This is a genomic window from Micromonospora sp. WMMD1128, assembly GCF_027497235.1.
In the GTDB taxonomy this organism is placed as follows: domain Bacteria; phylum Actinomycetota; class Actinomycetes; order Mycobacteriales; family Micromonosporaceae; genus Micromonospora.
In genome coordinates, this window is sequence record NZ_CP114902.1 from 5,847,834 (window position 1) to 5,867,474 (window position 19,641).

20 protein-coding genes are annotated in these 19,641 nt (G+C 71.9%); 5 read left to right on the forward strand and 15 right to left on the reverse strand.

Annotated elements, in window-relative coordinates; all coding sequences use genetic code 11:
* Positions 1 to 11: 11 nt before the first annotated feature.
* From O7602_RS26210 to O7602_RS26220, 3 genes are all read right to left on the reverse strand, one after another.
* On the reverse strand, positions 12 to 755 hold the full coding sequence (locus tag O7602_RS26210) for an ABC transporter ATP-binding protein (protein WP_281585271.1): 744 nt from the start codon (positions 753 to 755) through the stop codon (positions 12 to 14).
* Complete coding sequence (locus O7602_RS26215) at positions 756 to 1,583, reverse strand: ABC transporter permease (protein ID WP_281585272.1); 828 nt, start codon at positions 1,581 to 1,583, stop codon at positions 756 to 758.
* Positions 1,584 to 1,648: 65 nt separating this feature from the next.
* Positions 1,649 to 3,019: an L-serine ammonia-lyase gene (locus O7602_RS26220; RefSeq protein ID WP_281585273.1), complete on the reverse strand. Its 1,371-nt coding sequence runs from the start codon at positions 3,017 to 3,019 to the stop codon at positions 1,649 to 1,651.
* Between the two features lie 595 nt (positions 3,020 to 3,614).
* Here O7602_RS26220 and O7602_RS26225 point away from each other — a divergent pair.
* Positions 3,615 to 3,818 (forward strand): PspC domain-containing protein, encoded by a 204-nt coding sequence (locus O7602_RS26225; protein ID WP_281585274.1) that lies wholly within the window; start codon positions 3,615 to 3,617, stop codon positions 3,816 to 3,818.
* A 126-nt stretch (positions 3,819 to 3,944) separates the two neighbouring features.
* Here O7602_RS26225 and O7602_RS26230 read toward each other — a convergent pair whose 3' ends face one another.
* The 7 genes from O7602_RS26230 to pdxH all read right to left on the reverse strand — a co-directional run bounded on the left by O7602_RS26230 (position 3,945) and on the right by pdxH (position 9,803).
* Positions 3,945 to 4,712: a DUF4230 domain-containing protein gene (locus O7602_RS26230; RefSeq protein WP_281585275.1), complete on the reverse strand. Its 768-nt coding sequence runs from the start codon at positions 4,710 to 4,712 to the stop codon at positions 3,945 to 3,947.
* A gap of 100 nt (positions 4,713 to 4,812) precedes the next feature.
* Positions 4,813 to 5,973, reverse strand: a complete 1,161-nt coding sequence (locus O7602_RS26235; RefSeq protein WP_281585276.1) for an acyl-CoA dehydrogenase family protein — start codon at positions 5,971 to 5,973, stop codon at positions 4,813 to 4,815.
* A gap of 4 nt (positions 5,974 to 5,977) precedes the next feature.
* On the reverse strand, positions 5,978 to 6,283 hold the full coding sequence (locus O7602_RS26240; RefSeq protein ID WP_281585277.1) for a type II toxin-antitoxin system VapB family antitoxin: 306 nt from the start codon (positions 6,281 to 6,283) through the stop codon (positions 5,978 to 5,980).
* Positions 6,284 to 6,337: 54 nt separating this feature from the next.
* Entirely contained in the window at positions 6,338 to 6,940 is a 603-nt protein-coding gene (locus O7602_RS26245; RefSeq protein ID WP_281585278.1) for a nitroreductase family protein, read from the reverse strand.
* A gap of 2 nt (positions 6,941 to 6,942) precedes the next feature.
* Positions 6,943 to 7,869 carry an aldose 1-epimerase family protein gene (locus tag O7602_RS26250; RefSeq protein ID WP_281585279.1) on the reverse strand — a complete coding sequence of 309 codons (927 nt, stop codon included), beginning with the start codon at positions 7,867 to 7,869 and terminating at the stop codon, positions 6,943 to 6,945.
* 15 nt (positions 7,870 to 7,884) lie between these two features.
* A complete protein-coding gene (locus O7602_RS26255) occupies positions 7,885 to 9,177 on the reverse strand; it encodes an MFS transporter (RefSeq protein ID WP_281585280.1) in 1,293 nt (430 codons plus the stop codon).
* Positions 9,174 to 9,803 carry a pyridoxamine 5'-phosphate oxidase gene (pdxH, locus tag O7602_RS26260; RefSeq protein WP_281590536.1) on the reverse strand — a complete coding sequence of 210 codons (630 nt, stop codon included), beginning with the start codon at positions 9,801 to 9,803 and terminating at the stop codon, positions 9,174 to 9,176. The genes O7602_RS26255 and pdxH overlap by 4 nt, the downstream gene beginning before the upstream one ends.
* Positions 9,804 to 10,075: 272 nt before the next feature.
* On the opposite strand from pdxH, the gene O7602_RS26265 reads away from it, so the two are divergent.
* The 4 genes from O7602_RS26265 (at position 10,076) to O7602_RS26280 (ending at position 14,897) form a co-directional block, all read left to right on the forward strand.
* A complete protein-coding gene (locus tag O7602_RS26265; RefSeq protein WP_281585281.1) occupies positions 10,076 to 11,182 on the forward strand; it encodes a citrate synthase 2 in 1,107 nt (368 codons plus the stop codon).
* Between the two features lie 258 nt (positions 11,183 to 11,440).
* Positions 11,441 to 12,568, forward strand: coding sequence for a phosphoserine transaminase (serC, locus tag O7602_RS26270; protein WP_281585282.1), 1,128 nt, complete (start codon positions 11,441 to 11,443; stop codon positions 12,566 to 12,568).
* A 190-nt stretch (positions 12,569 to 12,758) separates the two neighbouring features.
* Positions 12,759 to 13,844: a septation protein SepH gene (gene sepH / locus O7602_RS26275; protein WP_281585283.1), complete on the forward strand. Its 1,086-nt coding sequence runs from the start codon at positions 12,759 to 12,761 to the stop codon at positions 13,842 to 13,844.
* 66 nt (positions 13,845 to 13,910) lie between these two features.
* A complete protein-coding gene (locus O7602_RS26280) occupies positions 13,911 to 14,897 on the forward strand; it encodes an aldo/keto reductase (RefSeq protein ID WP_281585284.1) in 987 nt (328 codons plus the stop codon).
* A gap of 120 nt (positions 14,898 to 15,017) precedes the next feature.
* On the opposite strand, the gene thpR is transcribed toward O7602_RS26280, so the two are convergent.
* The 5 genes from thpR to O7602_RS26305 all read right to left on the reverse strand — a co-directional run bounded on the left by thpR (position 15,018) and on the right by O7602_RS26305 (position 19,583).
* On the reverse strand, positions 15,018 to 15,596 hold the full coding sequence (gene thpR, locus O7602_RS26285) for an RNA 2',3'-cyclic phosphodiesterase (RefSeq protein ID WP_281585285.1): 579 nt from the start codon (positions 15,594 to 15,596) through the stop codon (positions 15,018 to 15,020).
* Between the two features lie 4 nt (positions 15,597 to 15,600).
* Positions 15,601 to 16,110: a hypothetical protein gene (locus O7602_RS26290; RefSeq protein ID WP_281585286.1), complete on the reverse strand. Its 510-nt coding sequence runs from the start codon at positions 16,108 to 16,110 to the stop codon at positions 15,601 to 15,603.
* A gap of 125 nt (positions 16,111 to 16,235) precedes the next feature.
* On the reverse strand, positions 16,236 to 17,522 hold the full coding sequence (locus tag O7602_RS26295; RefSeq protein WP_281585287.1) for an MFS transporter: 1,287 nt from the start codon (positions 17,520 to 17,522) through the stop codon (positions 16,236 to 16,238).
* 69 nt (positions 17,523 to 17,591) lie between these two features.
* Positions 17,592 to 18,041, reverse strand: a complete 450-nt coding sequence (locus O7602_RS26300; protein ID WP_281585288.1) for a MarR family transcriptional regulator — start codon at positions 18,039 to 18,041, stop codon at positions 17,592 to 17,594.
* A gap of 60 nt (positions 18,042 to 18,101) precedes the next feature.
* Positions 18,102 to 19,583: an NCS2 family permease gene (locus tag O7602_RS26305; RefSeq protein WP_281585289.1), complete on the reverse strand. Its 1,482-nt coding sequence runs from the start codon at positions 19,581 to 19,583 to the stop codon at positions 18,102 to 18,104.
* Positions 19,584 to 19,641: the final 58 nt, after the last annotated feature.

The following is a 19,641-nucleotide window of genomic DNA, read 5'->3' on the forward strand; positions in this document are numbered from 1 at the left end:
GATCGCGAGCGTCACCGCTGCGCCGCGTCGGCGTAGGCGCGCAACGCCTCGTCGATCGTCCCGTCGACGGTCAACCGTCCGGCGTCGAGGTAGAGCCCCCGACTGCAGAACCGGGTGAGGTCCTTGTCGTTGTGTGACACCAGCACCAGCGTGCGCCCTTCCGCGAGAAGTCGCTCGATGGTCGCATAGCACTTGGCGCGGAACTCCGCGTCCCCGACCGCGGTCACCTCGTCGACCAACAGCACCGGGTGCGGCAGGTGCGTGATCACCGCGAAGCCCAGCCGCACCTTCATCCCCGACGAGTAGTGCCGCACCGACGTGTCGATGGCGCGTTCCACCTGCTCACCGGCGAACGCGACGATCTCGTCGAAGTGCCGGCGCAGGTACGCGGAGGAGAGCCCGTGCAGCCCGCCCACGAGGTAGAGGTTCTCCCGCCCGGTCAGGTCGCCGGAGAACCCGGCGGACAGTTCCAGCAGCGGCGCGACCCGGCCGTGCACCCGGATCGCGCCCTCGTCCGGGATCAGCACGCCGGCGATCAACCGCAGCAGCGTGCTCTTGCCGGTGCCGTTGCGCCCCACCACACCGACCGTCTCGCCCGGCTCGACCCGGAACGACAGGTCCCGCAGCGGCCAGAACCGGCCGGCGTCCGGGTCGCGGGCCCCCCGGTGGATGAGCAGTTCCCGCAGCCGGAGCTGGCGGCGGCGGTTGCGGACGAACCGGATGCCGAGCCCGTCCGCCTCGATGATCGCCGCCACTCAGAGTTCCTTCAGCACGGCCGGTTCCAGCCGGCGGAACGCCCACCAGCCGAGCACGAACACCAGCACGCTGCCCGCCACGGTCACGGTGAGCAGCCGGGCGTCCGGGAACTCGTCCGGATACCAGACCGCGTGATGCAGTTGGAAGATCCCGACCAGCGGGTTCAGCTCGTACCCGAGCTTGAGCCAGCCCGGCATGCCGGAGTCACGGACCAGGTTGAACGGATAGATGATCGGAGTGGCGTAGAACAGCAGCCGGATGACCAGCCGCATGGTCCGCTCGATGTCGCGCATCAGCACGTTGCCCGCCGACAGCAGCAGGGCCAGTCCGACGAGCAGCACGAACTGCACGCTCACCGCCAGCGGCAACGCGAGCAGGCTCCAGCCCGGGTGGATCTTCCCCTGGGCCGCGTAGAGCGCCGCGATGGCGACCAGGATCGGCAGGCCGGCCAGGTACTCGGCGAAACGGCCGGCGACCCGGCCGATCGGGAAGATCGGCCGGGGCAGGTTCATCGTGGTGATCAGCCGGGCCTGTCCGGTGAGCGCGTTCGCCGCCTCGGTCAACGCCGAGCTGGCCCACATCCAGGCGAAGATCCCGGTGATCAGGAACAGCGGGTACGAGCCGGCCGCCTCCCCCAGGTGCCGCCGGGTCGCCCCGGAATAGAGCACGCCGAAGACGAACCAGTAGATCAGGCCCATGCCGAGCGGTTCGATGAGCGACCAGAGGTAACCCAGCACCGACTGCTGGTACTTCACCGCGAGATCCCGCCGGACCAGGATGCGCAGCGAGGTGCGGGCGGACCAGAGCGCCGCGACGCCTGACGTCACCGCACCATCCTCGCGCCTTCTCCTGCCGGCGCGGCGGCGGTCAGCGGCGGATCACCCCAACGAGGTCAGCACTCGATCACGTTGACCGCGAGCCCGCCCCGCGCCGTCTCCTTGTACTTGACCTTCATGTCCGCGCCGGTCTCCCGCATCGTCTTGATCACCTTGTCCAGCGACACGTGGTGCACCCCGTCACCGCGCAACGCCAGCCGCGCCGCCGTGATCGCCTTGATGCTCGCCACCGCGTTCCGCTCGATGCACGGGATCTGCACCAGCCCGCCGACCGGGTCGCAGGTGAGCCCCAGGTTGTGCTCCATGCCGATCTCGGCGGCGTTCTCCACCTGCTCCGGCGTGCCGCCCATCGCCTCGGCCAGCCCGGCCGCCGCCATCGAGCACGCCGAACCGACCTCGCCCTGGCAACCGACCTCCGCACCGGAGATCGACGCGTTCTCCTTGAACAGCACGCCGATCGCGCCGGCCGCCAGCAGGAACCGGACCACCCCGTCCTCGGAGGCCCCCGGCACGAACCGGGTGTAGTAGTGCAACACGGCCGGGATGATCCCGGCGGCGCCGTTCGTCGGCGCGGTGACCACCCGACCGCCGGCCGCGTTCTCCTCGTTGACCGCGAGCGCGAACAACGTCACCCAGTCCATCGCGCGCAGCGGATCGCCGGGGCCGCTCTCCGTCTCCAGGCCGCGCCGCAGCTCGGCGGCGCGGCGACGGACCTTCAACCCCCCGGGGAGTACGCCGTCGCGGGTGCAGCCGTTCTCCACGCACTCCCGCATCACCCGCCAGATGTCCAGCAGCCCGGCGCGCACGTCCGCCTCGCCGCGCCAGGACAGCTCGTTGGCGAGCATCACCGCACTTATCGACAGGCCGGTCTCCGCGGTGACGTCGAGGAGTTCCGCCCCGGTCCGGAACGGATGCCGCACCGGCGTGTTGTCCGGCCTGATCCGGTCCGCCCCGGCCGCCGCCTCGTCCACCACGAACCCGCCACCGACCGAGTAGTAGCTGCGCGCCCGTACCTCGTTCCCGTCCGCGTCGAAGGCCGCGAACGTCATCCCGTTCGGGTGGTACGGCAGCGAGCGCCGGCGGTGCAGCACCAGATCCCGGTCCGGGTCGAAGTCGATCTCCTGGCAGCCCAGCAGGCTGAGCCGCCGCTCGGCCCGGATCCGCGCCACCCGCGACCCGACCTCGTCGGTGTCGACCGCCTCCGGCGACTCACCCTCCAGCCCGAGCAGCACCGCCCGGTCACTGCCGTGGCCGTGGCCGGTGGCGCCGAGCGACCCGAACAGCTCCGCCTGCACCCGGGCGACGTCGGCGAGCTGCCCGTCGGCCTTCAGGCCACCCACGAACGTACGGGCGGCCCGCATCGGCCCGACGGTGTGCGAGCTGGACGGCCCGATACCGACACTGAAAAGATCGAAAACACTGATCATCGCTGCACTTTCCTCGCCGTCGTCCCCGTTGTGCGGTTCCGAACCGGTGCGTGTGCCGCGCCCCCGCTGTCCGAGGGTCGACGACCGACGCCCAGGGTGGGGGCGCCCGACCCGCAAGCCTACCCACCCACCCAGTTGCCCACCCCCACCCCATACTCCGGCCCCCCTTTTCAGGCGGCGACCGGCCCCGCGCCGGCGTCTTGATCGACTCCACTTCGGCGAGGTGGCGGTATCCTCACCCGCTCGACCCCGCCACTTCGGCGAAATGGAGTCGATCAAGTGCGTGTTCCCGCGTCTCGGGAGCCCCTTCCCACGACCCGAACGACTCACCGGACCGCCCCGCCCAAGCTGTTCCACCTACGGCCTTTGGGTGCGTTCGTTGTCGCTCTGGCAACCACAACCGCACCCAAACCCCAGGGACCTCCCCACCACACCTTCCGGCACGGGCAGGGTTGGCGCGTCGGAAGGGGCGCTCCGGGGTAAGCACCTACGGGTGCCCGGGTCGCCGAATCCTCCTCGGGGCCGAGGGCGCGGCGCGCACCCCTTCCTACCGTGGAATCAGCGCGGCGGATCGCCGCAGAAGTGGGAGACGACGATGAGTCGCAAACTGGTCCGGCCCCGCGAGGGGCGCATGATCGCCGGCGTCTGCGCCGGCCTGGCGCAGCGGTTCGGCATGTCGGCCGGGATGGTCCGGCTGCTGTTCCTGCTGTCGCTGCTGCTGCCCGGCACCCAGGTGATCATCTACCTGATCCTGTGGGTGCTGATGCCGAACGAGGACCGCTACCTCGCCACCCGCTGAACCACTCGCTGAACCAGCCGCTGACCCGACCACTGAATCACCCGCTGACCCGACACACGCCCGCCCCGGCTGAACAAGGCCGGGGCGGGGCAGGGAACAACAAGTCAGGGCAGCGCGAAACCGAGGTCAGGGGGCCGTATAGGTGACGGTGACCTTCTCGTACCCGAGGGAGCGCAGCAGCCCCTCCAGCATCTTGCGGGTGTTCTCCTCGGCCCGGGCGGCCATGCCGCTGTCCCGGGCGGCCGAGGTGATGCGGTCCTCGGCCAGCTTGTAGATCTGCTGCTGCCGGTTGGGGTCGCCCGCCACCAGGTCGTTGAGCCGGTTGATCAGGCCGCGCTGCTCCTCGAAGACGTAGCTCTTGTCCATGTCCAGGTCGGTCTCGCCGAGCTGCGGCGCGGGGAGCTTGATCTCGACGGACTTGCCGTCCTCGGAGGCCACCACGGCCCCGTCGCCAATCTTCGCGAAGTCGACGTACGCCTCGACCCGGCCCGCCCCGACGAAGAGCGTGCGCTCGTTGAGCAGGAAGTCGGGCACGTTGCGCCGGTCCTTCTGCACGTCGACCACCACCTGGAAGTTGCCTTCCGCGGCGACGTAGCGGCTCAGGTCGCGGATCGACTTGAGCAGCGGCGGCTGGCTGCGGTCGGTCTGCTCCTTGGCGAACGGGTTGCGGAAGTCGGGCAGCAGGTTTGTCGCCTGCACGCCGAGCAGCACCACCACCGCCAGCGCGGCCACGCCGAGCACCCAGAGCAGGCCGCGCGCGGGGCTGCCGGCCGGGGGCGGCGGGGCGCCCGGCTCCGGCCCGACCGGCGGCTCCGCCCGGTCGTGCAGGGACTCGCTGGTGGGGTATTCCGGAAACTCCCTGGTGGGCTGGTTGATGTCACCATCGCGGGCCATCGCCACTCACCGTCCTCGTCCGACACATCGACTGACAATGACGGTACGGGTAGCGTGCGACACTCGCGCGTCGAGTGCCGCGATCGGGGAGAACCGCAGGTCAGGAGAAGGCGGAGAGGCCGGTCAGCCGCTGACCGATGACGAGCTGGTGGATTTCCGAGGTGCCCTCGTAGGTGAGCACGCTCTCCAGATTGTTGGCGTGCCGCATCACCGGGTAGTCCCCCGAGACGCCGTTCGCGCCGAGAATGGTGCGGCACTGCCGGGCGATGTCGAGCGCCTCCCGCACGTTGTTCAGCTTGCCCACGCTCACCTGCTCGGGCCGCAGCGCCCCGGCGTCGGCGAGCCGGCCCAGGTGCAGCGCCAGCAGCAGCCCCTTGTTCCACTCCACCGCCATGTCGGCGAGCTTGGCCTGGGTGAGCTGGAAGCCGGCGAGCGGCCGACCGAACTGGGTTCGGGTGGTCGCGTACGACAAGGCGGTTTCCAGGCAGTCGCGGGCCGCGCCGAGCGCGCCCCAGACGATGCCGTGCCGGGCCTCGGTCAGGCAGCTCAGCGGCGCTTTCAGCCCGGCCGCGTCGGGCAGTTGCGCGTCCGCCGGCAGCCGCACGTCGTCGAGCGCGATCTCGCCGGTGAGCGAGGCACGGAGGGACATCTTCCGCCGGATCTCGCGCGCCGTCACACCCGGCGTGTCCATGGGTACGACAAAACCCCGCACGCCGGAGTCGGTGCGGGCCCAGATCACGGCGACGTCGGCGATCGGCGCGTTCGTGATCCACATCTTGCCGCCGGTGAGGATCCAGTCGTCGCCGTCCCGGCGCGCCCGGGTGGCCATCGACGCCGGGTCGGAGCCGTGGTCCGGCTCGGTCAGGCCGAAGCAGCCGATCGCGTCGCCGGTCGCCATGGCCGGCAGCCAGCGTTGCTTCTGCTCCTCGCTGCCGAAGCGCCAGATCGCGTACATGGCGAGCGAGCCCTGCACCGACACCAGCGAGCGGACACCGGAGTCGCCGGCCTCCAACTCCAGGCAGGCCAGCCCGTACGCGACGGCGGACGCGCCGGCGCAGCCGTACCCGGTCAGGTGCATGCCGAGCAGGCCGAGCTTGCCGAACTCGCGGGCCAGCTCGCGGGCCGGCACGTCGCCGTCCTCATACCAGCCGGCGACGTGCGGGCGTACCCGGTCGGTCACGAGCTGGCGCACGACGGCGCGGATCTGCCGCTCCTCCTCGCTCAGTGACGCGTCGACGTCGAGCAGGTCGAGAGCGGTCACGCCGTCACTCGCCCTGCTCGCCGAGCACGAGCACCCGGGCGTGGATCTGGTTGCGCTGCTGCAACGCCGCACGCAACGCCCGGTGCAGGCCGTCCTCCAGGTAGAGGCCGCCGCTCCACTGCACCACGTGCGGGAAGAGGTCGCCGTAGAAGGTGGAGTCCTCCGCGAGCAGCTTGTCCAGCGCCAACTCGCGCTTGGTGGTGATGAGCTGGTCCAGCCGCAGTGGACGCGGTGGGATCTCCGCCCACTGCTTCAACGTGAAGTTGTGCTCCGGGTAGGGACGACCGTCCCGGACCGCCCTGAAGATCACGGCGCGCTCTCCTCCCCCAGGCCCGGCTGACGATGTGGGTGCCAGCCTAGCCGCTCAGCTCCACCGCCCCCGCCGCACCACATCATCCACCGGACGCCGCCCCCGGCGAAGCGACGGTGACCGATGGTCGACAGCTCGATAACCGATGGTGACGGCACCGATCGGGTGCAGTTCCGGCGGTACCCCGAAGGCGTCCCGGTACGCCTCGATCCGCTGCGGCGGGATGCCGAAGAAGCAGGCGCCGAGCCCCTCGTCCACGGCGGTCAGCAGCATCAGCAGCGCGGCGAAGCCGGTGTCCACGTACCAGTAGGGCACCGGCCAGCGCTCCTCGGCGCGGTCCGCCCAGCCCTTGTCCGGCTCGGCGTACCGGTCGAGGTAGGCGTCGCGGTTGGCGTGCGGCACCACGATCAGCGGCGCCCGGCGCATGCCGGCCAGCCAGCGTTCCCGGCCGCCGCCGTCCGGGGTGGCCGCCGCCCAGAACCGGTCCCGGTCCGCCGGCTCCTCCAACACGAGGAAGCCCCAGCCCTGGGCGAAACCGGCCGACGGGGCCCGGACCGCGTGCGCCAGCAGCCGGTCCACGGTCTCCGGTGGCACCGGCCGGTCGGGGTCGTAGTTGCGTACCATCCGGCGACGCCGGACGACCTCGGCGAACTCCACGCTCAGACCGCCGGCCGGACGCCCCAGGCACCCCGCCAGGTCTGCCCCGGATCGAGCGTGATCAGGTCCTTGCCGGACCGGAACGCGTCCGGCGGGCAGGTCATCGGCTCCACCGCGACGGAGCGGCGGTGCCGCTCACCGCCGAGCGTGTCCCCGGTGAACACCTGCCACCAGCCGAACTCGCGGTCCGCCCAGATCCGCAGCCCGGTCGTGCCGTCCGGCGCGCCGAGCGTCACCGCCGAGCCGCCGTCGGCGTCCCGCCGCACGTCACCGAAGGCCAGGTCGAGCACCAGGCCGCCGATCGAGCGGGGCGTGGTGAAGTCGTATTCCGTCCCGGCGACCTCGGTCGCCGCCACCGGCAGCAGCCGGCCGTCCACCAGCACCCGCCTGCGCCCCGGCACGCTCAGCAGCAGGTCGTCCACGGCGACCTTGGGCAGCTGGAAGTAGGGGTGCACGGAGAAGCCGAACGGCGCCGCCTCGGCGGCCAGGTTCGTCACCTCGTGCGCGGCGTGCAGGCCGTCCGGGCCGACGCTCCACCGGCTGCGCAGCCGCAGCGCCCACGGGTAGCCGGGGGTGGGCGGCAGGTCGTAGCCGATCGTCACGCTCGCGGGCGACTGCTCGATCAGCTCCCACCGGGCCCAGTCGACCAGGCCGTGCAGGGCGTTGTGCCGTTCCGGCTCGGTCAGGTCGAGCTGGAACGAGCGGCCCCCGAACGTGTACGCGCCGTCGCGGATGCGGTTCGGCCAGGGCGCCAGCACGTGGCCGGCCGAGCCGGGGCTCAACTCGTCCTCGGCGTACCCGTCGAGGTAGTCCACCCCGTCGTGGCGGTAGGCCCGCAGCCCACCGCCGACCGCCACCACGACGGCCTCGTGGCCGTCGGCGGAAATGGTCCACTGTGCCCCGGACGGTGCCTGCGCGTCGATCCCCATTCGGCGACCCTATCGTCAGCGGCGTTCCTCGGCGGGGGTGGTGGCGCGATAGCGCAGCAGCGCCGGGAACGCCACCACCAGCAGCGTCGCCAGCACGGCCGCGGCGATCCCGCCACCGACCATGGCGAAGCCGGTGCCGAACCCGGCGGCCGTCGCGCCGGCCCGCAGGTCACCCAGGCGCGGGCCGCCGGCCACCACCACCGTGTTCACGCCCTGGAGCCGGCCGCGCATCCGGTCCGGCGCGTACACCAGCAGCATCGACTGCCGCAGGGTCGCGCTCACCAGGTCGGCGGCGCCGGCCACGCCGAGCAGCAGCACCGCCAGCCAGAGCCGGCCGGCCAGCCCGGCGAACGCGATCGCCACGCCCCAGCCGACCACCGCCACGGCGAGCGCCAGCCCTTGCCGGCGGACCCGGCCGATCCAGCCGGAGGTGAGACCGCCGAGCATCGCGCCGATGGCGATGGAGCTGTAGAGCCAGCCGACCGCCGCGCCGCCGCCGAAGCGGTCCTGGGCCAGCTCCGGGAAGAGCGCCCGCGGCATGGCCAGGATCATCGCGATCAGGTCGATGGCGAAGGAGAGCAGCAGCACCGGCGTGGTGGCCAGGTAGCGGAAGCCGTCGACGATGCTGCCCAGCCCCGCCCGGCGGACGCCGCCGCCCGGCTCCGGCTCGGGCGGCATCGCCGGCAGCCGCAGCGTGGCCCAGAGCGAGACGGTGAACAGCAGCGCGTCCAACCCGTACGCGATGGGCAGCGCCGCGTCGACGCGCCAGCCGGCGAAGATCAGCCCGGCGGCCAGCGGGCCGAAGACGGCCGCGGCGGTAAACGTGGTGTAGTTCAGCGTGGTGGCCGCCGGGACCAGCTCGGCCGGCACCAGCCGGGGCAGGATCGCGCTGCGGGCCGGCGAGGTGATCGCGAACGCCACCGCCTGCACGCCCACGAGCAGCAGGAGCAGCACCGGGCTGCGCGCCCCGGCCAGGGACTGCACCAGCAGCCCGAGCGTCGCGGCCCAGAGCAGGGTGCCGGCGGCGAGCAGCACCCGCCGCCGGTCCCGGGCGTCCGCGACCGCGCCGCCCCAGAGCCCGAAGACCAGCAGCGGTACGAACCCGGCGACGCCGAGCAGCCCGACCCAGAACGAGCCGCCGGTGAGGTCGAACATCTCCACCGGCACCGCGACCGCGGTGAACTGGAAGCCGAACATCGCCACCGCGTTGCCGAGCCACACCCGCCGGTACGCCGGCACGCCCAGCGGACGCAGGTCGATCGCCCAGCGACGCGGTTCACGCGCCCGGGCTTTGGTGATTTCCGTCACGGCGCGAGCCGCTCGACGGCCCAGACGTCCCCGGTGGTACGTCGGAACCGCAGCCGGTCGTGCAGCCGGCCGGCCCGTCCCTGCCAGAACTCCACCGTCTCCGGGCGGACCCGGAACCCACCCCAGTGCGGCGGTGCGGGGACCGGCTCGACGCCGGTGAACCGCTCCGTCGCCGCCCGGTACGCGGCGTCCAGCGCGGCCCGGTCCGGCACCACCTCGGACTGGGTGCTGGCCCACGCGCCGAGCTGCGAGCCGCGCGGCCGGCTGGCGAAGTACGTCTCGGTCTCGGCCCGGTCGACCCGCTCCACCCGGCCGGTGACGGTCACCTGCCGCTGCATCGGAAACCACGGAAAGACCAGGCTGGCCCAGGGGTTGGCGGTCAACTCGGCGCCCTTGCGCGAGTGGTGGTTGGTGAAGAAGACGAAGCCCTCCGGGTCGTACCCCTTCAGCAGCACGGTGCGGCCACTGGGTCGGCCGCGGTCGTCGGCGGTGCCGAGCACCATCGCGTTCGGCTCCGGCAGCGGGTGCGCCACCGCGTCGGCGAACCAGCGGGCGAACTGCGTGGTCCAGTCCGCGGCCAGGTCCGCCTTGGTCAGGCCCAGGTCGGCGGCGTACTCGTTACGCATGCCGGCCGGGGCGGATGTGTCGCCTGTCACTCTCGCCGTCCCTCTCCCGGGCGCACCGGCGTCCCCCGACGCTGGCCAGGCCCCGACGAACAGTCTTCCCCCACCCGAACGGGTGTCCACCGGCGGGGATGTCGCGTGGCGCACAGTGGCTGTGGGTCGCGGACCTGGTTACCCACCGGGCAAGATGTCACGAACCACATCCCTGAAGGTCGCCTGAGCTGCGGGGCTGGATCAGCCCGCCGGGCGCACCGCACCGGAAGCCTGGAGACGACATGTCCGATTTCAAACCGGGCCTGGAGGGCGTCGTAGCCTTCGAGACCCAGATCGCCGAACCCGACCGCGCGGGTGGATCGCTGCGCTACCGGGGCGTGGACATCGAGGATCTGATCGGCCAGGTCTCCTTCGGCAACGTCTGGGCGCTGCTGGTGGACGGCCGGTTCGGGCCGGGCCTGCCGCCGGCCGAGCCGTTCCCGGTGCCGGTGCACTCCGGCGACATCCGCGTCGACGTGCAGTCCGCGGTCGCCATGCTGGCCCCGTACTGGGGGCTCAGCCAGCTCCTCGACATCTCCGACGTCCAGGCCCGCGAGGACCTGGCCCGGGTGTCGGTCACCGCGCTCTCCTTCGTCGCCCAGTCGGCGCGCGGGCTGGGCCTGCCGGCGGTGCCGCAGAAGGAGATCGACAAGGCGGAGACCATCGTCGAGCGGTTCATGAAGCGCTGGCGGGGTGAGCCCGACCCGCGGCACGTCAAGGCCGTCGACGCCTACTTCATCTCGGCCGCCGAGCACGGCCTGAACGCCTCCACCTTCACCGCCCGGATCGTCGCCTCCACCGGGGCGGACGCCGCGGCGTGCATCTCCTCCGGCATCGGCGCCCTCTCCGGCCCGCTGCACGGCGGCGCGCCGTCCCGGGTGCTCAGCATGCTGGAGGCGGTCGAGCGCGGCGGCGACGCCGAGGGCTACGTCAAGGGCGTGCTCGACCGCGGCGAGCGGCTGATGGGCTTCGGGCACCGGGTCTACCGGGCCGAGGACCCGCGCGCCCGCGTGCTCCGGCGCACCGCCAAGGAGCTGGGCGCGCCGCGCTTCGAGGTCGCCGAGGCGCTGGAGAAGGCCGCCCTGGCCGAGCTTCAGGCCCGCCGCCCGGACCGCGTCCTCGCCACGAACGTCGAGTTCTGGTCGGCCGTGGTGCTGGACTTCGCCGAGGTCCCGGCGCACATGTTCACCTCGATGTTCACCTGCGCCCGGATGGGCGGCTGGTCCGCGCACATCCTGGAGCAGAAGAAGCTCCAGCGGCTGGTCCGCCCGTCCGCCACCTACGTCGGCCCGGGCACCCGCAAGCCGCAGCAGGTCGAGGGTTGGGACGCCATCCCGCACAACGTCTGAGATAGAAGGAGGGGCCCCCGCTTAACGCATTCTGCATAGGCGGGGCCCCTTCTTAACACCCGCCCTGTGTCGTACGCCTCAGGGCTGGGGGTGGGACGAACGGCCGGTCGCGGCCGGTCGGGTGCGAGGATGGGGGCCGGCAGCGCTGCCGGCCGGGTTCGGATCCCGGCCGTCCCGTGCGCCCGGCGCACGAGCCGGTCGGCGCTCCGCGCCCGCAGGAAGGCCCGCCCTCGCCCATGCGGAAGGATCGAGACAACCGTGGCTGACGCACCGACCATCCGGATTCCCGACGACCTCAGGCCCGCCGACGGACGATTCGGCTGCGGGCCGTCCAAGGTCCGCCCGGCGGCGGTCTCCGCGCTCGCCGACGTCGCCACCAGCTACCTGGGCACGTCGCACCGGCAGAAGACGGTCCGCGACCAGGTCGCCCGGCTGCGCCGCGGCCTGGCCGAGTTCTTCTCCCTGCCCGAGGGCTACGAGGTGATCATCGGCAACGGCGGCACCACCGCGTTCTGGGAGGTCGCCACGTTCGGCCTGGTCCGCGACCGGGCCCAGTTCGCCAGCTTCGGCGAGTTCGGCGCGAAGTTCGCCAAGTCGGTCAAGGACGCGCCGTTCCTGGGCGAGCCGACCGTCCGCAAGTCCGAGGCGGGCAGCGCCCCCACGCTCACCGCCGAAGCCGGCGTGGACGTCTACGCCACCCCGCACAACGAGACCTCCACCGGCGTGGCGGTGCCGATCGGCCGGGTGCCCGGCGCGGACGAGGGCTCACTGCTGCTCGTCGACGCCACCTCCGGGGCCGGCGGCCTGGACGTCGACGTCTCCGAGACCGACGTCTACTACTTCGCCCCGCAGAAGTGCTTCGGCTCCGACGGCGGTCTCTGGCTGGCGCTGATGTCGCCGGCCGCGCTCGACCGGGCCACCGAGATCAAGTCGTCGGGCCGCTACATCCCGGCCTTCCTCGACCTGGTCACCGCGATCGACAACTCGCGGCTGGAGCAGACGTACAACACCCCGGCGCTGGCCACCATCTTCCTGGCCGCCGAGCAGACCGACTGGATGAACGGTCAGGGCGGGCTGGCCTGGGCGGCCAAGCGCACCGCCGAGAGCGCCGGCATCGTGTACGGCTGGGCCGAGCGCTCCGCGTTCGCCACCCCGTTCGTGTCCGACCCGGCGCTGCGCTCCAACGTGGTCGCCACCGTCGACTTCGCCGACGGGGTGGACGCGACCGCGATCGCCAAGGTGCTGCGTGCCAACGGCATCGTCGACACCGAGCCGTACCGCAAGCTCGGCCGCAATCAGCTGCGGGTCGCGCTCTTCCCGGCGGTCGAGCCGGCCGACGTCGAGGCGCTCACCGCGTCCATCGACTACGTGGTGGAGCGACTCTGATCACGTCGTGACGCTGGGTGGTCGCCGGGGCTCCGGTGGCCACCCACCGTGATCATCGCCGCAGCTCAGTCGCGACATGCCGGGGTGTCGTTATCGCCACCGCTGGGAAGATGAGCGTACGGTGGTGCGAGGACGCCCGGGTGGCCGGCTCGTGGCGTGACGGCCAGCGAAGCGGGACGGAGGCAAGCCCATGCGCCCAGTACGCTTCGTCGCCCTTTCCGAGGACGGCCAGGCCCTGGTGCTCACCGACGAGGTGGGCCGCCTGCTGGCCCTGCCCATCGACGAGCGCGTCGCCACGGCCCTGCACTCCGAGCCGGGCGGCGCCCCGCTCGCCGTGGTGCCCGCGTCCACCGACCCCACGCCGTCGCTGTCCCCGCGGGACATCCAGGCCCGGATCCGCTCCGGCGAGTCCGCGGAGGACGTCGCCCGCATCGCCGGCGTCCCGGTCGACCGGGTGCTGCGCTACGCCGGCCCGGTGCTCCAGGAGCGGGCCATGCTCGCCCAGCACGCCCGCCGCACCCGGCTCAAGGGCGCCGAGAAGCCGACCCCGTTGGCCGAGGTGGTGAACGGCCGGCTGGCCCAGCACGGCATCGACACCGAGAAGATCTCCTGGGACGCCTACCGCCGCGACGACGGCACCTGGCGGATCATCGCCACCTGGCCGTCCGGCAAGGCCACCGCGCAGGCGGTGTGGGATCTCGACAAGTCCCGGCAGAACGTCATCGCGCACGACGACATGGCGCAATACCTGTGCGCCGAGCGTCCCACGCCGATCCTCGGCCAGGAGCCGGCGCCGGAGCGGGGCGGTCACGCGCTGCCCGGCCCGTCGCGTGGCGAGCCGAGCCGGGGCGGGCACGGCCTGCCGTCCGGCGTCGAGCAGGCCCGACCGGGGCGGGACCCGATCCGCGCCGGGCGGGACGCGCTGCTCGCCTCGCTCGACCGGCCGCTCGGCGGCTCCTCCGGCCGTGGCCTCGACAGCCGCTCGCCGGCCGCGCTCGCCGGCTCCGACGCGCCCCGGCAACGGGCGGTCGCCGGGGGCGCCGCCGCGCTGCTCGGCGGCGGTCAGGGCTCGGCGTTCGACGACGACTCGGACACGCCGAAGGAGATCCCCGCCGTACCCTCGTTGGCGGTGCTGCGGCCCCGGCGCACCGGCGCCGCGCCGGCATCCGGGTCGGGCAGCGAGGCCGGCGAGGCCGGCGGCAAGCCGCGTAAGCGGCTGCCGAGCTGGGACGACGTCCTCTTCGGCAGCGGCCCGGCGGCCCGCGAATCCTCCTGATCCACAGGTCCACCCTGGGACGCGCGAAGTGAGGCACTCGAAGTGCCCGCGTGCCAGGGTGGACCCATGGAGTACACGAACCTGGGACGCACCGGCCTGTCGGTGAGCCGACTCTGCCTCGGCACCATGAACTTCGGGCCGCAGACGGACGAGCCGGACAGCTTCGCCATCATGGACCGGGCGCTCGAACACGGGATCAACTTCTTCGACACCGCGAACGTCTACGGCTGGAAGCTCGGCGAAGGCATCACCGAACAGATCGTCGGCCGCTGGTTCGCCCAGGGCGACGGGCGGCGCGACAAGGTCGTGCTGGCCACGAAGGTCTACGGCAAGATGGGCGAGTGGCCCAACGACCAGGGCCTGAGCGCCCGGCACATCATCCGGGCCTGCGAGGACTCACTGCGCCGGCTCCAGACCGACACCATCGACCTCTACCAGATGCACCACGTCTCCCGGACCACCCCGTGGGAGGAGATCTGGCAGGCGATGGAGACGCTCGTCGCGCAGGGCAAGGTGCTCTACGTCGGCTCGTCCAACTTCGCCGGCTGGCACATGGCGCAGGCGCAGGCCGCGGCCGGCAAACGCAACTTCCTCGGCCTCGTCTCCGAGCAGTCCATCTACAACCTGCTCACCCGGCACGTCGAGTTGGAGGTCATCCCGGCCGCCCAGCACTACGGGCTGGGCATCATCCCCTGGTCGCCGCTGCACGGCGGGTTGCTCTCCGGGATCATCCGGAAGATGGCCGACGGCAGCGCCGCCCGCGGCACCACCGGCCGCTCGGCCGACGCGCTGGCCGAGCACCGGAACACCATCGAGGCGTACGAGAAGCTCTGCGCGGACCTCGGCCACGACCCGGCGGACGTGGCGCTGGCCTGGCTGCTCTCCCGACCGGGCGTGACCGCCCCGATCGTCGGCCCGCGCACCATGGACCAGCTCGACCGCAACCTCGGCGCGCTCGACGTCCACCTGGACGAGCCGACGCTGACCCGCCTCGACGAGCTGTTCCCGCCGATCGGCAACGGCGGCCCCGCCCCCGAAGCCTGGGCCTGGTAGGTGTAAGGAGGGGGCCCCTATTAACGCATTCGGTATAGGCGGGGGCCCCTATTAACCGCTGCCGGCGGCGAGCGCGCGGCGGCAGGCGCGCGGCGGCGGTGGGCGGTGGGCGCGCAGCGGTCAGAGTGACCACGCGGCGAGGCGCGTGTAACGGTCGCGGGAGCCGAGCTGGCTGCGAACCAGGATCAGTTCGGCAGCCGGCCACGGCGGGCCGGCGTACCCGTGCAGCGTCTCCCGGTCGGCCCGGACATCGGCGGGGTCCACCCGATCGCCGGGGCGGGCGATGGTCAGGTGCGCGCGGAACGGCTTGTCGTCGTGCGGCAGCCCGGCCCGGCGCAGCCCGTCGCGGACCAGCCGGGCGAGCGCCTCCAGCGCGTCGATGTCGCCGCGCACGTCCACCCAGAGCACAGTGGACCGGCCCTGTCCGAAGCTGCCCCCACCGCCGAGGCGCAGCCGCGGTGAGCTGCCCCGGCGGTCCCGGAACGCCGCTGCGGCCAGCCCAAGCGTGCTCTCGACGTCGGCCAGCCGGTCGTCCGGCACCTCGCCGACGAAGGCAAGCGTGAGATGGAAATGGGCCGGGTCGGCGAGCCGGACGTTGACGCCGCTCGCGGAGGCGAAAGCGACCCGCAGCTCGGCGACCCTTCCCGTCAGGTCGTCGATGGCGGCCTGGGGTGGACAGATCGCCGCGAAGAGCCGCACCCGGTCAGCGGTGCCGCTGGTGGTGCGCCGCGCGGGCGGCCGGCAGGGTCAACCCGGCGGCGTGCAGCAGCCCTTCGACGCGTACCCGTTCGATCTCCCGGTCGACGCCGTTCAGCTCGGTGAGGTGCTCGGTGATGCCCAGGGCGTGGCAGGCGGCGCGCAACCGCTCGTCGTACGCCTCGATGACCGCGCCGTGCCACACCACCGACCGGTCGGCGGCGGCGAGCCGGTGCCCGCCCAGCCGGCGTAGGTCGTTCGCGAGCTGCTCCAGGGGGCGGCGGCCCTCCCGTTCGAACTCGGTGAGGTCGATGTCACGGGTCAGCGCCTCGGCCTCGACGGCCCGGTCGAGCCGGTCGATGGTGCGGCGCTCGCGGCGCTGCTCGCGCCACTCGGCCCAGCCGCAGGCGACCCGGTCGATGATCTCGTCGGCGCAGAAGATCAGCGCGAACAGGGCGGGCAGGCAGCAGACGGCAAGGATCGCCAGTGTCAGCAGCAGCGCCTGCCCCAATCCCACACATTGACGCTAGGCCCTGCCGGACGTACCCGCCACCCGATTGCCGAAACCCGGCTGCTACAGGTGTGCGGGGTGTTAAGCGGGCCCCTTCCGATACCGAAAGCGTTAACAAGGGCCCCCGCCTTTCACTCGGCGCCGGCGGACACCACGTAGAAGCGGGGCATCGGGAGTACCCGCAGCCGCAGCCGGGCGCCGGAGCGACGGAGTTGCCAGGTCAGCGCCAGCAACGCGGCGGCCAGCGAGATCAGGCCACCGATCCAGATGCTCGCGCCGGCGCCGAACCGTTCGGCCGTCCACCCGATGATCGGCGCGCCGACCGGGTTGGTGCCCAGGAACACCAGCACCCACAGCGCCATCACCCGGCCCCGGAAGGAGGCGTCGACGCCGAGTTGCACCCGCTGGTTGGCGGCCTGGGCGAAGAAGACCATGAAGAACCCGGTGGGCATCAGGAGCGCCACCACCATCCAGTACGCCGGGGCGAGCCCGACCAGTGTGCCGAAGCTGGCGCAGCCGATCGCGGCGCCGAGCACCAACCAGACCGAGGGGCGGCTGCGCCGGCCGGTGCCGGCGAGCGCGCCGACCAGAGCGCCGACCGCGAGCGCGGTGCTGAACAGGCCGAACGAGGCGGCCCCGGTCTTGAACACGGTCTTGGCCAGCGCGGCGAGGGTGAGCTGGAAGTTGAACAGGCTCATCCCGATCACCGACATGAGCATCATGGGCAGCAGCAGGTCGGGGCGGCGGGCGACGTAACGCAGGCCGTCCACCACCCGGGCCCGGTCCCGCTCACCGGCCGGCGGCAGGGCCTTGCGGTGCAGTTCGGCGGGGCGCATCTTGACCACGTTGACGAGCGGGGCGATCGAGCTGAGCGCGGTGAACATGAAGACCGGGCCGACGTCGAAGGCGGCGATGGCGAGGCCGGCGACGGCGGGGCCGACGATCCGGGCGGAGTTGAACACGGCGGCGTTGAGCGAGAGGGCGTTCGGCAGCAGCGGCACGCCGACCAGTTCGGAGACGAACGCCTGCCGTACCGGTGTCTCCACCGCGTTGGAGACACCGAGCAGGGCGGCGAACGCGAAGACGTGCCAGAGCTGCACCAGGCCGGTGACGACGAGCAGGCTCATGCCGAGCGCCAGCACGGTCCAGAACGCGTTGGCGATGAAGAGCAGCATCCGCTTGTCGTACCGGTCGGCGAGGCGGCCGGAGAGCAGGGTGAGCAGGAGTACGGGGGTGAACTGCAACGCGGTGACCACGCCGAGCGCGGTCGCGGAGTTGTCGCTGAGGTCGAGGACGAGCCAGTCCTGGGCGATGAACATCATCCAGACGCCGATCAGTTTGATCAGCTGTCCGGTGGCGAAGAGTCGATAGTTGCGGACTCGTAGGGACTGGAACATCGTGCTCAGCTTGGCCTGCACTCTTGGTGCGCCTCCTCGCGTCGGGTACGCCTCATCCACAGCGGACGAAGCGAACCGCGCGATGCGGTGTCAGGCGCGAGCGATCCCCTGGAGGATGTCGGCGGCCCGCCGTAGCGTGTCGCGTTCCTCCTCGGTGAGCGCGGCCAGCCGGTCGGCCAGCCACTCGTTGCGGGCGCGCTCGAACTGGTCGAGCACGGCCCGTCCCCCCTCGGTCGCCGCCAGGATGACCTGCCGTCCGTCGGTCGGGTGGGGGGTGCGCTGCACGAGGCCGCGCTCCTCCAGCTTCGCGACGATCCTGGTCATCGTGGGCGGCTGCACCCGTTCGACGTCGGCCAGTTCCCGTGGCGTGAGGGCGCCTGCCAGGTTGAGGCTGGTGAGCGCCGACAGCTGGGTGACCGTGAGGTCGCCGACCGGCCGGGCTTGTCGGACCCGCCGGTTGAGTCGGGTGATCGCATCTCGCAGCTGGGGGGCCAGCTGCGCCGGTGGCACGCGTTTCGCCGTCACCGTCCGCTCCGTCACACTAGTTAGCTTAACTAATGAGCCTGGCTAACGACGGGCGTTATGACCAGGCTCACCGGCTCACAGCAGCACGGACTCGATCGGCCCGCGCAGGAAGTAGAGGACGAAGAGCGCCGCCACGCCGTACAGCAGGGGGTGGACCTCCCGGGCCTTCCCCTTCGCCAGCTTCACCAGCACGTAGCTGATCACGCCGGCCCCGATGCCGTTCGAGATCGAGTAGGTGAACGGCATCAGCACGATGGTGAGGAACGCCGGGATCGCGATCTCGTAGTCGGTCCAGTCGATGGTCCGGACCGCCGTCATCATCAGGAAGCCGACCACCACCAGCGCTGTCGACGCGGCCTCGAACGGCACGATCGCCGACAGCGGCGCCAGGAACATGGCCAGCAGGAACAGCACGCCGGTGACCAGGTTGGCCACCCCGGTCCGGGCACCCTCACCGACACCTGCGGCACTTTCGATGTACGAGGTGTTGCTCGACACCGACGCCGCGCCACCGGCGGCGGCGGCGATCGAGTCGACGAGCAGGATTTCCTTGGCCCGGGGCGGGGTGCCCTGCTCGTCGAGCATGTCCCCCTCCTGGCCGATCGCGACCATCGTGCCCATGGTGTCGAAGAAGTCCGTGATCAGCAGCGTGAAGACGAACATCAGCGGGACCAGCCAGCCCACCCGGGTCCACGAGTCGAGCACGTTGAAGTTGCCGAGCAACGACAGGTCGGGCAGGTCCACCACCTGCTTCGGCAGTTCGGGCACGTTCAGCGCCCAGCCCTTCGGGTTCGGCTTGCCGTCGACGAAGGACGGGCCGATGTTGCCGATCGCCTCGACCACGATGGCCAGCACGGTGGAGGACAGGATGCCGATCAGGATCGCCCCGCGGACCCGGCGCACCACGAGCACCACGGTGACCAGCAGGCCCACCACGAACACCAGCATCGGCCAACTGACGATCTTGCCGTTGATGCCGAGCCCGACCGGCACGGTGCTGTTCGCCGCGTCCGGCACCCGCCGGACGAACCCGGCGTCGACCAGGCCGATGATGGTCAGGAACAGACCGATGCCGACGCCGATCGCGGTCTTGAGCTGCGTCGGCACCGAGCGGAACACGGCGGTACGCAGCCCGGTGAGCACCAGGATGCCGATCAGCACCCCCTCGATGACCACCAGACCCATCGCGTCCGCCCAGGTCATCTGCGGCGCGATCTCGAACGCCACGAGCGCGTTCACACCCAGCCCGGCGGCCAGCGCGATCGGGAACCGGGCCACCACCCCCATCAGGATGGTCATCAGGCCGGCCACCAGGGCGGTCGCCGCGGCGAGCGCCGGGATGGCCAGGGTACGGCCGTCGGCGTCCTCCGAGCCGCCGAGGATCAGCGGGTTCAAGACCACGATGTACGCCATCGTGAAGAACGTCGCGAAGCCACCGCGGATCTCCCGTCCGGTCGTCGACCGGCGGGCGGAGATCTCGAAGTAACGGTCGAAGGCGTTACGCGGGTGCGCGGGATCGGGCGGCGTGCCGTGGTCCGCCGGCGGGGCAATGGCCATCGGAGGTCCTCATCCTGTCGATCAACCGGTCTCGTCGCGCGCATCGTGCCAGATCACC